Annotated in this window: 16 protein-coding genes; 8 read left to right on the plus strand and 8 right to left on the minus strand. The window is 38.9% G+C overall.

Annotation, left to right across the window (positions count from 1 at the left end):
- Window positions 1-237: 237 nt before the first annotated feature.
- Window positions 238-1,887, minus strand: a complete 1,650-nt coding sequence (gene thsA / locus E7Z78_RS00595) for a thermosome subunit alpha (RefSeq protein ID WP_303723236.1) — start codon at window positions 1,885-1,887, stop codon at window positions 238-240.
- 116 nt (window positions 1,888-2,003) lie between these two features.
- Here thsA and E7Z78_RS00600 point away from each other — a divergent pair, with 116 nt between their 5' ends.
- Genes E7Z78_RS00600 through E7Z78_RS00615 form a run of 4 tightly spaced genes read left to right on the plus strand, consistent with a single transcriptional unit; the run spans window position 2,004 to window position 4,365 of the window.
- The gene (locus tag E7Z78_RS00600; protein WP_303723237.1) at window positions 2,004-3,020 is read left to right on the plus strand and encodes a tetratricopeptide repeat protein; all 1,017 of its coding nucleotides are present in this window, start codon (window positions 2,004-2,006) and stop codon (window positions 3,018-3,020) included.
- Between the two features lie 46 nt (window positions 3,021-3,066).
- The gene (locus tag E7Z78_RS00605) at window positions 3,067-3,222 is read left to right on the plus strand and encodes a hypothetical protein (RefSeq protein WP_303723238.1); all 156 of its coding nucleotides are present in this window, start codon (window positions 3,067-3,069) and stop codon (window positions 3,220-3,222) included.
- A gap of 39 nt (window positions 3,223-3,261) precedes the next feature.
- A complete protein-coding gene (locus E7Z78_RS00610; protein ID WP_303723239.1) occupies window positions 3,262-3,714 on the plus strand; it encodes a hypothetical protein in 453 nt (150 codons plus the stop codon).
- A 9-nt stretch (window positions 3,715-3,723) separates the two neighbouring features.
- On the plus strand, window positions 3,724-4,365 hold the full coding sequence (locus E7Z78_RS00615) for a DUF116 domain-containing protein (RefSeq protein ID WP_303723240.1): 642 nt from the start codon (window positions 3,724-3,726) through the stop codon (window positions 4,363-4,365).
- A gap of 12 nt (window positions 4,366-4,377) precedes the next feature.
- Here E7Z78_RS00615 and E7Z78_RS00620 read toward each other — a convergent pair whose 3' ends face one another.
- The 5 genes from E7Z78_RS00620 to E7Z78_RS00640 all read right to left on the minus strand — a co-directional run bounded on the left by E7Z78_RS00620 (window position 4,378) and on the right by E7Z78_RS00640 (window position 7,970).
- Complete coding sequence (locus E7Z78_RS00620; RefSeq protein WP_303723241.1) at window positions 4,378-4,830, minus strand: hypothetical protein; 453 nt, start codon at window positions 4,828-4,830, stop codon at window positions 4,378-4,380.
- A 133-nt stretch (window positions 4,831-4,963) separates the two neighbouring features.
- Window positions 4,964-5,167 (minus strand): hypothetical protein, encoded by a 204-nt coding sequence (locus E7Z78_RS00625; protein ID WP_303723242.1) that lies wholly within the window; start codon window positions 5,165-5,167, stop codon window positions 4,964-4,966.
- A 1-nt stretch (window position 5,168) separates the two neighbouring features.
- A complete protein-coding gene (gene hmgA, locus E7Z78_RS00630) occupies window positions 5,169-6,371 on the minus strand; it encodes a hydroxymethylglutaryl-CoA reductase (NADPH) (protein ID WP_303723243.1) in 1,203 nt (400 codons plus the stop codon).
- Window positions 6,372-7,232, minus strand: a complete 861-nt coding sequence (gene sucD / locus E7Z78_RS00635) for a succinate--CoA ligase subunit alpha (RefSeq protein ID WP_303723244.1) — start codon at window positions 7,230-7,232, stop codon at window positions 6,372-6,374.
- 12 nt (window positions 7,233-7,244) lie between these two features.
- The gene (locus tag E7Z78_RS00640) at window positions 7,245-7,970 is read right to left on the minus strand and encodes a hypothetical protein (RefSeq protein ID WP_303723245.1); all 726 of its coding nucleotides are present in this window, start codon (window positions 7,968-7,970) and stop codon (window positions 7,245-7,247) included.
- A 130-nt stretch (window positions 7,971-8,100) separates the two neighbouring features.
- Here E7Z78_RS00640 and aroD point away from each other — a divergent pair, with 130 nt between their 5' ends.
- Window positions 8,101-8,778, plus strand: coding sequence for a type I 3-dehydroquinate dehydratase (aroD, locus tag E7Z78_RS00645; protein ID WP_303723246.1), 678 nt, complete (start codon window positions 8,101-8,103; stop codon window positions 8,776-8,778).
- Between the two features lie 5 nt (window positions 8,779-8,783).
- On the plus strand, window positions 8,784-9,386 hold the full coding sequence (locus E7Z78_RS00650; protein WP_303723247.1) for a S24 family peptidase: 603 nt from the start codon (window positions 8,784-8,786) through the stop codon (window positions 9,384-9,386).
- A gap of 52 nt (window positions 9,387-9,438) precedes the next feature.
- Here the strand turns inward: E7Z78_RS00650 and E7Z78_RS00655 are convergent, their stop codons facing one another.
- Window positions 9,439-9,777, minus strand: a complete 339-nt coding sequence (locus tag E7Z78_RS00655; RefSeq protein WP_303723248.1) for a P-II family nitrogen regulator — start codon at window positions 9,775-9,777, stop codon at window positions 9,439-9,441.
- 11 nt (window positions 9,778-9,788) lie between these two features.
- Complete coding sequence (locus E7Z78_RS00660; protein WP_303723249.1) at window positions 9,789-11,003, minus strand: ammonium transporter; 1,215 nt, start codon at window positions 11,001-11,003, stop codon at window positions 9,789-9,791.
- Window positions 11,004-11,248: 245 nt separating this feature from the next.
- On the opposite strand from E7Z78_RS00660, the gene E7Z78_RS00665 reads away from it, so the two are divergent.
- On the plus strand, window positions 11,249-11,557 hold the full coding sequence (locus tag E7Z78_RS00665; protein WP_303723250.1) for a hypothetical protein: 309 nt from the start codon (window positions 11,249-11,251) through the stop codon (window positions 11,555-11,557).
- Entirely contained in the window at window positions 11,550-12,776 is a 1,227-nt protein-coding gene (locus tag E7Z78_RS00670) for an HD domain-containing protein (protein WP_303723395.1), read from the plus strand. Before E7Z78_RS00665 ends, E7Z78_RS00670 begins: the two co-directional genes overlap by 8 nt.
- Window positions 12,777-12,779: the final 3 nt, after the last annotated feature.

Here is a 12,779-nt window from a genome sequence, read left to right on the forward strand (position 1 = left end):
GAATTAAGCTTTAAAAGAATATTACATGATGAAACATTTTTTAAAGTGACTTAATAAAACAAAAATAAGAACAGTAATGTTAAAGCTTTTTAGATAAAATAGGGCATGATTTAAAGTTATTTAAGCTATAACCATAAAGATAAGTCAAGTTATAATTAAAAACAATAAGTTTAACAAAGAATATTAAAAAATAAGCAAAAATAATAAAAAAAAGAAAAATGTGTAAAATTTTTAATTTTACATCATTGGAGGCATTCCGCCCATACCGCCTGCACCAGGCATTGGTGGCATGCCGCTTGCATCGTTTCCAGACTCATCAGGTCCGGTGGAGTTGAGTGCATTTCTTGCTGCAATCATGTCATCGATACGTAAGATCATTTCTGCAGCTTCGCCAGCGGATTGGAGAGCTTGTATTTTAACTCTTAAAGGTTCAATAACGCCAGCTTCTTTCATGTCAACAACTTTACCTTCAAATACATTGATTCCAATGAATGGAGAGTCTTCGTGAGCAGCTTTCAAGTCAGCAATCAAGTTGATGGTGTCTAAACCTGCATTTTCAATTAAGGTTCTAGGGATTACTTCCAATGCTTCAGCATATTTTAAAATAGCTAATTGTTCCCTTCCGCTTACGGATTCACCATATTCTCTTAATTGTTTTACCAAATCGATTTCACAAGCTCCTCCACCGATGAGAACTTTTCCTTCTTCAATGGTTGCAGCAACTACGCCTAATGCGTCGTCAAGTGCTCTTGCGATTTGTTCGGTAACGTAACGGGTACTTCCTCTTAATACGATTGAAGATGCTTTCGGATTGTCACATTCTTCGATTAAGGTTAACTCGTGGTCAAAGATTTTGTCAAGGTATACATGACCTGCTTTACCTAATTTTTCTTCGGATAAATCTTCAATGTCAGTTACGAGTTTAGCACCGGTTGCTTTTGCGATTCTGTCCATATCAGATTTTTTGACACGTTTGAAAGCCATGATTCCTGCTTTTTTAAGGTAGTGTTCTGCCATGTCGTCAATTCCTTTTTGACAGAATAATACGTTTGCTCCGGAATCGATGATTTTTTGAACTAACTCTTTTATCATGGTTTCTTCCTGTTGGAGGAAGATTTCAAATTGATCAGGACTGGTTATGTCAATTTTAGAATCGGTATTGATGCTTTTAAGCTCAATTGGATATTTCATTATTGCGATTTTAGCGTCTTCAACATCTTTAGGCATGTTTTTGGATACTGATGCCTTGTCGATGATGATTCCTTCAGCAAGGAATGAATCTTCCACGGAGTCTCCGGAAACCCTTTGGATGTTGATGTTGTCAATATCGGATTTTCCGTCTTCCTCAATTCTTAAAGCTGCTTTTACAACAAGGTCTGCTAAGTGTTCTTTTGCATAGTCTGAACCTTTACCACTCATAGCAGTTACAGCCACTTTTTTAAGGGTTTCTTCATCGTCAGCGTCAATTGCAATTTCTTTTAATAATTCAACAGCTTTTGCAGTAGCGTTTCTGAATCCTTTAACAACTACGGAAGTTGCAATGCCGTCATCTAATAATTCTTCAGCTTTAGCTAATAATTCACCTGCAATAACAACAACAGAAGTGGTTCCATCTCCAACGATTTCTTCTTGTTTTTTAGCTGTTTCAACGAGCATTCTAGCTGCAGGTTGGTTGATTTCCATTTCTCTCATAATGGTTGCACCGTCATTGGTTACGGTTACGTCACCTAATGAGCTTGTTAACATTTTGTCCATACCTTTAGGACCTAATGTAGTTCTTACAATACCTGCCAATACTTTAGCGGCAGTGATATTCATTCTTAAAGCATCTCTTTTTGAATATCTTTCAGTTCCTTCAGGAAGGATAAATATTGGTTGATTTGCCATTTAATAATCACCTAAAAATTTTTTAATAAAAATATAAAACTAAGTTTTTATACATATTTAGATAGGTAAGAAGTAATATAAAAACATTACCCATTAAACTAACTTTAGGTGTGTTAATGTACGAAGAGATAATAAAAGAGATTAAGGCTAACCTGGGTGAAAACCCGGATTTGAACAGGAAGTACCTTTCCTCACAGATTGAGGTTTACAAGGACCATCCCTACAACAAGGAAATCATCAAGGAGATTTCACGTCTAATGTGGGATTGCCTGAGCGATGACGAGAAACAGGAATTCATAGAGATATCCGAAAGGGAAAATCCTATAATTGATGTATTAAATGACATTTTCTATGAGATTGAGAACGGAAACTATGATGAGCCCTTAAAAAAGCTCAATGACTTCATGAAAACTTTTCCGGGAATGTTTGAGGACGACAAGGTAAGCGAGTACCATTATTTCACAAACCCATTGGAAGAGTTGATTTTCAGGAAATATGTCGGTGCTGAAAAGCAGCTCAGATACATTCCCGACAACCAGCCACTGCTTGATTTGTACTATGTATACGGATTTCTGCTTTTGGAAAACAAGGAATATGACAAGGCAGAGGAGTACCTGAAAAAGGCAATAAAGATCGATCCTGTTTCAGCAAGGATAATCCTTGAGCTGACCGAAATCTATAAAGTTCACACCTACACGTTAAATGAAAGCTTCATCAGAACATGCGATGCACTCAAATACTCCTATTATCCGCAGGACATTGCAAGATGCTACAGGAACCTCGGATATTACTATGTTGAGGAAAATGACATGAAAACAGCCCTGGCGCTTTACATCTACAGCATGGAGTTTGAGCCAAGCCCTCTTGCATATGCTGAAATCAAGTCCATCCAGTCCAAAAACGACAATATGGAACTTTCACTTGAGGAATGCATTGAAATAATAGGCAATAAGAATATTCAATTGGGCGTGAATCCGTTTATTCTTGAAACCCTTGACGAATTCATCAAGGAATATGAGGCAAATAAGCTATATAATCAGTTAATGTATTTCCTGGAGCTTAAGTTTGACCTGACAAGGGATGAGGAAACACTAAGTAAGATTAATGAGACACGTGAGAAACTTCAAAACTAAACTTATTAATAATATATATTATATATAATATAACAGGTGATTTAAAATGTGCTCTAGCGGAGGGCCAATGGCCGATATCGATTTGAAAAAATTGAAAACAAAAAAATATCATTGTAAAGACTGTGGAAATTCCTTTAAAGGACTTGGAAAGAAAGTTGTTTGTCCATCTTGTCAAAGTGACAATGTGGAAGTTGCAGAGTAAATTCAATATTTACTCTCTTTTTTTATTTTTTGTGATAACATGAATATTGATTTTAAAAATGATGAGATACTATTTCTTGAAGGCGAAACAGGAATGGTGGGTGTTGTTAAGGTTGCATATGATGACAAGATGCTTTTCATTGCAACACAGGACAATGAGGAAATAGTCCAGTTTTTAGAATCAGATGACATCATAGCCGTGTCAAACTTCAAAAAGGACAAGCGCGCCATAAGATCACAGGCTTACCTTTCCCGTGAAGAGTCCTCACCATTGGTTATTTTAAATAAGGATCATCCATCAACCAAACGATTGGAAACCGTCATATCAATTGGTGACGAGGTGAACCTCAATTGCAACATCACTCCAGGAACCCATCCCGAACAGAACGTTTTGTGTTCATGCGACAGTCTGTCAGGACTAGAAATTGTAAAAACACCAACCGGAGTTAGACTGAACAGGGAATTTGACAATTACACCATTGAAGAGTTTTAGGTTGAAATAATGTTGTTCATTGATTCTTTTTACATGTTCTTAGGCCAGTTGGTAGTGCTTATAGTGGGCATTATCATAATATTGCTGATTATATTCCTGATACTGGGCCTTTTGATAGCCAAGAAAAACCAGATAAAGTTTCCAAGATTCCTATTATACATAGTTGACCTTCTCTACTCACCATTAAAAACAATAGCTCATTTTCTAAAACTTGACGACAATCTCATCGACGACATTGCAATCAAGGTGAGAAACGATCTCAATAAGGAACAGTACAACAGAATCCCTGCTGAAAAGACATTGATATTCCTACCACATTGTCTCAGGCATAAGGATTGTCCTGCAACACTTCAAAAGGAAGGATTGAACTGCACTGAATGTGGATTATGCTCAATCGGTGTAATAAAGAAAAAAGCAGAACCTTTAGGATATAAAATGTACATCGTTCCAGGTTCCAGTTTCGTTAAAAAGATAGTTATGGAAAACAAGTTCCAGACTGTTCTTGGCGTTGCCTGTCATGAGGACCTAAACCAGATGATGATGTTACTGTCTGATTTTTACCCTCAAGGGGTTTTGCTTGAAAAGACCGGTTGCTTTGAAACCAAGGTCAATGTTAAAAAAGTATTTGAAAAACTGGATTCCAAATACTAGTATCCAAAATCCTTAAAATTTAACTTCAACTTTTTGGATTTCAACTCCGTTGCTTACAGGGTATCTATGACATAATTCATAATCATCTTCACCATTACCCCATTCACTCCATTTCCACTCACCATCCATGTAGAAATAAGCTCTAGTCAAATAAGAATCTTTGTCAACTGATTTGCCGTTTTTATATAAATGAATTTCAAATCCACCAACAGATCCTCCCATCCACTTTTGTGCATCAACAGCATAATCTCCTGCAGTTTCTGTGTAAGTCTTGTCAAATTCAGGCAATTTCACAGTTATGGTGTCTGGTGAAGGTGAAGATTCATCGACCTCATCCACTTCATCTTGGTTATTGTCAACATTTTTTGGTTCAGATGTGTTTTGCTGTAAAAACATTATGCCCGCCACAAATGCCAATATAACAATTACAACAAGCAGTATAATTATTATATTTTTATGTTCCATTTTAAAAACCTCCCATTATAATGAAAACTAAACTCGTTGTATATTTCATATAGTTTATCCCAATTTAATATTATTGAAAAATATAGTTTACATGAGTTGATTGGAAATCATACAATAATTGTATGACTCCAATTTAATCAAAAAAAGCCATGAATTCCTTTGATTCGGGAGTTTCACTAAATTCCTTAATGAACTCATTTAAATCATTGATGAATTCTTTTTTTCTTTCATCTAAATCTTTAATTTGGGAGTAATCCTTTTTAACAGATATCTGCATTATCAAATCATCTGTTTCAAGGGTGATTTCAGGATATAAATCCTCTAAAAGATCATCCATTTTATCCTCTTCCGAGTTCCTGATGAGCCCTGGCAAGGTGTCCAGCAGCCAATGCGCCTACAAGAGAAAGCTCTCCAGCAAGAACGGTACATGCCACAATTTCAGCAAATTCCTTTGCATGATTTGAACCTGCAACTCCAAGGATGTTCAATCCTTCCTGTGCAACTTCAAGGCTTGTTCCTCCACCGACTGTTGCCACTGGCAGGTCAGGCAGGTTAACTGAGAAATATAAATCGCCGTTGCGGTTTTCAGCGGTTGTGATTCCTAATGATCCTTCAACAACATGTGCCGCATCCTGACCGGTTGCCAGAAATATTGCTGCAACCATGTTTGCATAATGGGCATTGAATGCCATGGATCCGCTTGCGGCTGAACCGATAAGGTTCTTTGCTGTGTTTACCTCAACAATTGCTTCGGCAGTTGTCTTGAGCTTTTTGGCAACAATGTCTTTTGGTATCAGGATATCTGCTATAACGCTTTTTCCTCTTCCTTCAACAATGTTTATAGCAGCAGGCTTTTTGTCAACGCATACGTTACCGCTTAGGGCAATGTGTGTTGCAGAGGTTTCCTCTGCAAGTTTGTCTAAGATTTTTTCGGAAGCTATTGTAACCATGTTCATTCCCATACTGTCTCCTGTTGAGAATACAAATCTTGGGTATACATAGCTTCCCACGATTAATATAGGGTCTATTTTAATTAGTTTACCGTGAGATGTTGTGCTTTCGGCAATGCTTTTTAATTCATCGAAATTATCAATAAACCATTGTTTGACTTCAATTGCATCGTTGACGCCATCGCATTTTATTGCAGGCGCACGGGTCATGATGTCTGATACGACTCTTGCGTTTGCTCCTCCTGAAGCGGTTATTGTTGATGCTCCACGGTTGATGGATGCAACCAGTGCTCCCTCGGAGGTTGCAAGTGGAATGAATACTTCCCTTTGACAATATTCACCATTGATTTTCATTGGTCCTGCAATACCCATAGGGAGTTGCAATACTCCAATTGAGTTTTCAATGTTTCTTGCAGATGCCCTTTCCATGTCAAGGGTGTAGTTGGAGATGTTGGACAAGTCCAAGTCATATTTCTGCTCTAAAAATTCTCTTCTAATGTCAGTTGCTTCGCGAGCTGAAACTTCCTTGTCCACTTGGTAAAGCTTCATTTCGCCGTTTAATAATTTATCAATAATTTCCTGATTTGACATCTACATTACCTTTTTGAGTAAATCTACGATTTCTGATGGTTTTACAGCCACTTCAACACCAGCTTCATTTAAGGCTTTGGTTTTACTTGCAACAGTACCAGATGATCCTTGAATGATAGCTCCTGCGTGACCCATTCTTTTGCCTGGTGGTGCGGTTCTTCCTGCAATGTATGATACAACCGGTTTTGACATTTCTTCTGCAATGTATTTACCGGCTCTTTCCTCTGCAGTTCCTCCGATTTCACCGATTAAAACCACTGCGTCTGTTTGGTCATCTTTTTCGAATCTTTTTAATATGTCAACGTAATTGTCACCGGTCACTGGGTCTCCACCGATTCCCACTGCTGTACTTTGACCGATTCCTGCATTGGTGAGTTCACTAGCAATTTCATAAGTTAATGTTCCGCTTCTTGAGATTACTCCAACGTTTCCTTCTGAAAAGATGTGAGTAGGCATGATACCTAACTTTCCAACGCCCGGAGAGATGATTCCCGGAGTGTTAGGTCCGATGATTGTAGTGTTCATCTGTTTTGCATATGCCATGATTTTCATACTGTCATGGACTGGAATATGTTCTGAGATGATTACAACTAAATCCAAGTGTCTGATTGCCTCGAAAGCGGCGTCTTTTGCAAATCTTGCAGGCACGAAAATTATGGAAGCGTTCACGTCAACTTCTTCAACAGCCTCTTCCATGGAGTTGAATATAGGCACTCCCATGAAGTCCTGGCCTCCTTTTCCAGGAGTCAGTCCTGCAACAATATTAGTATTATAATTTAACATTTGTTCAGTGTGGAATGAACCTTGCTTACCGGTTATTCCCTGAACTAGACATTTTGTATCTTCATTCAATAAAATCATTAATAAACCCCCTTATCTTAATATCCTAGTTTTATTTTCGAATGGAACAGCTAAATCTATCACATTTCCATTCATAAAAGCGGTAGCTGAAAAAATAACGCTACCGGGCAATACATTACAAGTTGTTCCTCTTTTAACTAAATAAACGTTCTTATTTCCAAGTGCAGCTCCAATCATGGCTCCTGCAATCACTCCGACAGACTCTATATTCTCGACTGTGGCGACAACCACTGGATCGTCTGTTTCAGGTGACACATAACCCACACCAGGTATCTTTCTTGTTTTCGGTTCAATCAAATCTGACACATCTGTACAGTTTGCCATTCCTCTTGCAGCCTCAATGGCTGAGTTTGCAACATCTGCAACAAACGGTTCACCACCGTATGTATCAAAACCTAAAACAATAGCGTCAGGGAATCTGTCTGGCCTGATATTCGCTTCGGCGTATGAAACTCCTTCTCCTGCATCTTCAGGATTGTCGGAAATTCCGGATACGTCGCCCAAGTTCTCTGCACTCATACGTAAAACATTAACGATAGCTTCATTGACAGCCTCATGCAGGTCATCCTCGACAAATGCGCTGATGACAACGTCATCTCCTGTCACATTTGTCAATGCAACATCCTTTGCTCCTGCGTCCAATACTGTATGAAGATTATTCTCAATAGTTTCTACTAGCTTAGAACTGCATGACACATCATTTTTTGATATGTCTGCTCCTATAGCTGTAATTTTCAAATTAACACCTTGTATAATTAATTAAATAAATAATAAAATTTTTAAATTTTATTGGTATATATTATGTTTTTCAATTTATATAAAGTTTATAAGAAAATTTAATTAATGGTAACAATTATATTATATAATAATGTATTCCCAAACAAAAATTGCAATTCCTATCTTTCAGGAAAAGTGCGAGGACGTAATCGCTGTAGCAGAGGATTGTATTAGAAAGGGCGCTGACGTATTGGAGTTCAGGATAGATGCTCTTAAAAACCCTGATATCAGTGAAATCAAGGATACAATCCGTGAAATTAATTTCCCTATGATTGCAACAAACAGAATCAGTACTGAAGGAGGCGCATTCAAGGGATCTGAAGAGGAAAGGTTCAATATTCTTTATGAATGCTGTGACTTGGTCGATTATGTTGACATTGAGCTTCAAAGCAGCGACGAATACATCAAACAGATCCATGATACAGGAGTCAAGACCATCGTTTCATATCATGATTTTGAAAAGACTCCTGACTTGAATGAGATAATGTACATTGTCGAAAAGGAACAGGAATTGGGCGACATTGCCAAGGTCGCATTCATGCCTCAGGATTTGGAGGACACATTAACCATTTTGGCAGTTCTTTCACATTGTGAAAACACCATAGCCATATCCATGGGAGATTTGGGAAGTTACACTCGCGTGATGGCATCAAAATTCGACTCACCAATCACATTTGCGGCAGGAACCGACGTTACCGCTCCCGGCCAGATTGACATTGAGACAATGCGCGCACTGCTCAATATGGACTTGAACATCATGGACGAGTGATTGTGATGGCTAAAAAACTTATTTTAGCTTTAATAATACTTATTTTTATAGCTTTTGGAGCATTGCTGATGATTAATAATGACACTGTTGACGTTTACATTGACGGTGAAAACGTAAGCGTTGAGACACGAAGCATGAGCAATGTGGACATAGACAGAATGAACCATGAAATCTGCAACTACACTACATCAGTAATGGATGACACCACAACCAACGCCACAGGACTTCATGACGGCATTGAAAAGATATGCAATAGGTATGGGTTGAACAATCCTACAGTAAACATTGATTCAAGTTTAGGACCCAATCAGATCCCAGTCAGTATCCATGTTGACGGAACATCAATGCTTCCGACCCTTAAGGACGGCCAGACCGTGCTTTTGAACAAGACCCATGACGTACATGTCGGAGATATCGTAGTTGCCAATTCAAGCGAATACGGAGGCATCATAAAAAGGGTTGATCAAATCAACGGCAGTGATGTTCATCTCATAAGCGACAATAAGGAAGTCTCATACGAGTTCATTAATGGTGGGCTTTACGAAATCAAGGGTGTCACCACTTGGGTTGACATTTCAGACATTTCTGGTGTGGTTATAGATTACTAGAAGGGAGAAATGGGAAATATTTTGGATATTTCCCACTTAGTGTTATTATAATTTAAACTACCTTATCACCTTCCTCACCAGTCCTGATTCTTATTACGTTTTCAATAGGCTGTATGAATATTTTTCCGTCACCTATGTTTCCGGTGTAGGCTCCTTTCTTGATGGCCTCTACAAAGATGTCGAGTTTTTCGTCTTTTACAACGATTTCAACACGTGTTTTTGGCAAAAGGTCAATGCAGTAGCTTGAACCTCTGTAGGATTCCTTTACTCCTTTTTGGCTTCCTCTTCCTTTCACTTCAGAAACTGTCATTCCGTCGCATCCCACTTCAACCAGGGCCCTTTTAACATCCTCGAACTTTTCCTGTCTCACTATTGCAACTATACATTTCATAAACATCACCTCTAATTAAAGTTATATGCGGATTCCTTGTGGAGATTGGAGTCAAGTCCACCGACCTCTTCATGGCTTTCAACTCTTATGCCTCCCATTGCCTTGTCAAGGACTTTGGCCAGTACGTAGCTGATTGCAAATGAATAGATCATTGTTGCTATTACGCTTATTATCTGAATTACTACCTGTTCAGGGTTTCCTGCAATCAGTCCTGCAACTCCTCCGATTGTTGGCACTGCAAAGATTCCTGTTGCTATTGCTCCCCATACTCCAGACATTCCGTGAATGCCCCATACATCCAATGCATCGTCGTATCCGAGTTTCGGTTTGAGGTAATAGATTGCGAAGTATGAGATTATTGGAGCGACCGCACCAATTACAAGTGCTCCCGGAACATCCACGAAACCTGCTGCAGGAGTGATTCCCACAAGACCTGCAACCGCTCCGGATATTGCACCGAGCACTGTCGGTTTTCCAACCACATATGTATCTATCACGGTCCAGACAATCAGTCCCATTGCTGCTGCAACGTTTGAGACGATAATTGCATTTGCTGCAAGCCCGTCAGCTGCTAGGCCTGATCCTCCGTTGAATCCCATCCATCCGAACCACAGCAATGCTGCGCCGAGAACTGCATATCCGAGGTTGTGCGGAATCAGTGATGTGTCCTGTCTTTTTCCTAATACCAATGCTACTGCTAGTGCGGAGATTCCTGAGTTTATGTGTACTACTGCTCCTCCTGCAAAGTCTAACGCTCCCATTTGCATTAACCATCCTCCGCCCCATACCCAGTGGGCAATTGGGACATATACGAGACATGCCCATAGCGGAACGAAGATTACCCATGCTTTTGTTCTCATCCTTCCAACAAGTGCACCTGACATGATTGCACATGTAAGTCCTGCAAATGCGCACTGGAACATCACAAAGAGCAATGTCGGGATTGTTCCGTTAAGGTCTTCCAATCCGATTCCCTGCAGGAAGAAATTGGTTGGTGCACCAATCAGTCCGTTAATATCGGCTCCGAATGCGAATTGATAGCCAAATATTACCCAGATTACACTGATTATTGAAAATGCAATGAAAGTCAGAAATATTGTATTTAATACGTTTTTTCGTTTACTTAATCCTCCATAAAAAAATGCGACTGCAGGAATGCTCATAATCAGTACCAGTAAGGTACATACAAGCACCCATGCGGTGTCGCCAGCACTAAACATAACCATCTTATCATACTCTATTATATTTAATTTGAACAATTGCCATTTAGTCGGCAATAATATGTCGGAAGTATACTTCCGATATATAATGATAGAACACAATCATATATAAAGTTTTTGCAGGCCACATCAAAATTGTGAAAAAAAATAGCTAAAAATCGTTATTTTTTAAGCAACTATAAATAATAGCTTTTAAAAAAATAACAATAGTATAGTTTATATTCTTAATCGAAATAAATATTGGTGTTATTATGAAAGGGTCAGTAAAAGCAAATTTGATTATATTTTTAATAATTGCAGTCGCTGCATTTTGCATTAGCTCAGCTTTTGCAAGCCTGACAATCCATGAGGACAACGACTCATACAAATTGATATCACTTGACAATGACTCATTCGAGCCTGATGAAATCAACTATGTGCCAACAATCAAGCCAAAGAATAACACTAACACAACAAATAACACCATAGAGAATGTAACCTACACAAATGATACTGACGAGGATTGGAATACTAGCTATGATGATTGGGAAGACGTATACGAGGACTGGTATGATGAGTGAAAAAAAGAAGTTTATCAGAGACAGCGTATATGGAGATATTCGCTTAAATGAATTTGAAATAAGAATAATGGACATGCCCCAGTTTCAACGTTTAAGAAGAATCAAGCAGTTAGGTCTAATCAGCTTGATTTACCCTGGCGCCACACACACAAGATTCGAGCATTGTGTCGGAACAATGCATCTTGGATCAAAACTGTCCGAGGAGCTGGACCTGAACAGCGATGAAATAGACCTCATCAGAGCATCAGCGCTCCTGCATGACGTAGGTCACGGACCATTTTCCCATGTATCCGAAGGAGTCCTATCAGTTCCCCATGAGGAATTGTCAAAATTCGTGATAACCCAAACATCAATGAGGGATTTGCTTGAAGAGAAATTCGATGTCAATGAAATCGTCGACATCATAAACGGTAAGGGGCATCTCGGCCCAATCGTTTCAGGCGAGCTTGACGTCGACAGGATGGACTATCTTTTAAGGGACTCCCATAACACCGGCGTTTCATACGGTAAGATTGATTATGAAAGACTGATTTCAAATCTCACATTGGATGACGGATTGATTTTGGACATCAAGGGAGTTCAGGCAGCTGAAGGGGCATTGGTGTCAAGATACTTCATGTACCCAAGCGTCTATCAGCACCACACAACCAGAATCGTCAACACAATGTTCAGACGAGCGCTTAAAAGAATAATAGATAATGAAATCATCGATGAAAACGACATCTACAAGTACGATGACACAGACATCATATCAATTTTCAGGAATTGCGAGGACGAGTTTGCAAGAGACATCATGAACAGGCTCGACAACAGGATAATCCCGAAAAGGGTAAAGACAATAAGGCTTGACAATTTCAAGATACCTGAAAAAATGTATAAGATTAAAGCAAGTGAACTTAGAAAGGCTGAAGAGGAAATAGCCGAGGATTATGATATAAATAAGGATTACGTATTCATCAACATTGCCGAATACCCTCGCTTTGACGAGATGAAAACCCAAGTCAGCGTGGACGGTAAGCTTTACCCATTGACTGAAATATCAAACATCATTGGGGCATTGAGCAAGGCGAGATTCAACATACCAGACATCAGCGTCTATGTTCCCGAAGAGGAAAAGATAAAATTCGATAAGTTCAAGCTTGAAAATTACCTGGATTTACCTGAAATCGACAGGGAAAAATTCCATGGAATTCATTATGACCAAATTAAACTGTTTTAGGAG

Origin of the sequence: Methanobrevibacter thaueri, from assembly GCF_015062915.1 — an archaeon.
GTDB lineage: Archaea > Methanobacteriota > Methanobacteria > Methanobacteriales > Methanobacteriaceae > Methanocatella > Methanocatella thaueri_B.

What these genes read in the sequence shown, in the direction of transcription:
- aroD (WP_303723246.1), top strand. Translation starts at nt 8,101, where the DNA reads ATGTATTCCCAAACAAAAATTGCAATTCCTATCTTTCAGGAAAAGTGC.
- E7Z78_RS00670 (WP_303723395.1), top strand. Translation starts at nt 11,550, where the DNA reads ATGAGTGAAAAAAAGAAGTTTATCAGAGACAGCGTATATGGAGATATT.
- E7Z78_RS00650 (WP_303723247.1), top strand. Translation starts at nt 8,784, where the DNA reads ATGGCTAAAAAACTTATTTTAGCTTTAATAATACTTATTTTTATAGCT.
- sucD (WP_303723244.1), bottom strand. Translation starts at nt 7,232, where the DNA reads ATGATTTTATTGAATGAAGATACAAAATGTCTAGTTCAGGGAATAACC.
- E7Z78_RS00660 (WP_303723249.1), bottom strand. Translation starts at nt 11,003, where the DNA reads ATGGTTATGTTTAGTGCTGGCGACACCGCATGGGTGCTTGTATGTACC.
- E7Z78_RS00620 (WP_303723241.1), bottom strand. Translation starts at nt 4,830, where the DNA reads ATGGAACATAAAAATATAATAATTATACTGCTTGTTGTAATTGTTATA.
- E7Z78_RS00600 (WP_303723237.1), top strand. Translation starts at nt 2,004, where the DNA reads ATGTACGAAGAGATAATAAAAGAGATTAAGGCTAACCTGGGTGAAAAC.
- E7Z78_RS00610 (WP_303723239.1), top strand. Translation starts at nt 3,262, where the DNA reads ATGAATATTGATTTTAAAAATGATGAGATACTATTTCTTGAAGGCGAA.
- hmgA (WP_303723243.1), bottom strand. Translation starts at nt 6,371, where the DNA reads ATGTCAAATCAGGAAATTATTGATAAATTATTAAACGGCGAAATGAAG.
- E7Z78_RS00605 (WP_303723238.1), top strand. Translation starts at nt 3,067, where the DNA reads ATGTGCTCTAGCGGAGGGCCAATGGCCGATATCGATTTGAAAAAATTG.
- E7Z78_RS00615 (WP_303723240.1), top strand. Translation starts at nt 3,724, where the DNA reads ATGTTGTTCATTGATTCTTTTTACATGTTCTTAGGCCAGTTGGTAGTG.
- thsA (WP_303723236.1), bottom strand. Translation starts at nt 1,887, where the DNA reads ATGGCAAATCAACCAATATTTATCCTTCCTGAAGGAACTGAAAGATAT.
- E7Z78_RS00665 (WP_303723250.1), top strand. Translation starts at nt 11,249, where the DNA reads ATGAAAGGGTCAGTAAAAGCAAATTTGATTATATTTTTAATAATTGCA.
- E7Z78_RS00625 (WP_303723242.1), bottom strand. Translation starts at nt 5,167, where the DNA reads ATGGATGATCTTTTAGAGGATTTATATCCTGAAATCACCCTTGAAACA.
- E7Z78_RS00655 (WP_303723248.1), bottom strand. Translation starts at nt 9,777, where the DNA reads ATGAAATGTATAGTTGCAATAGTGAGACAGGAAAAGTTCGAGGATGTT.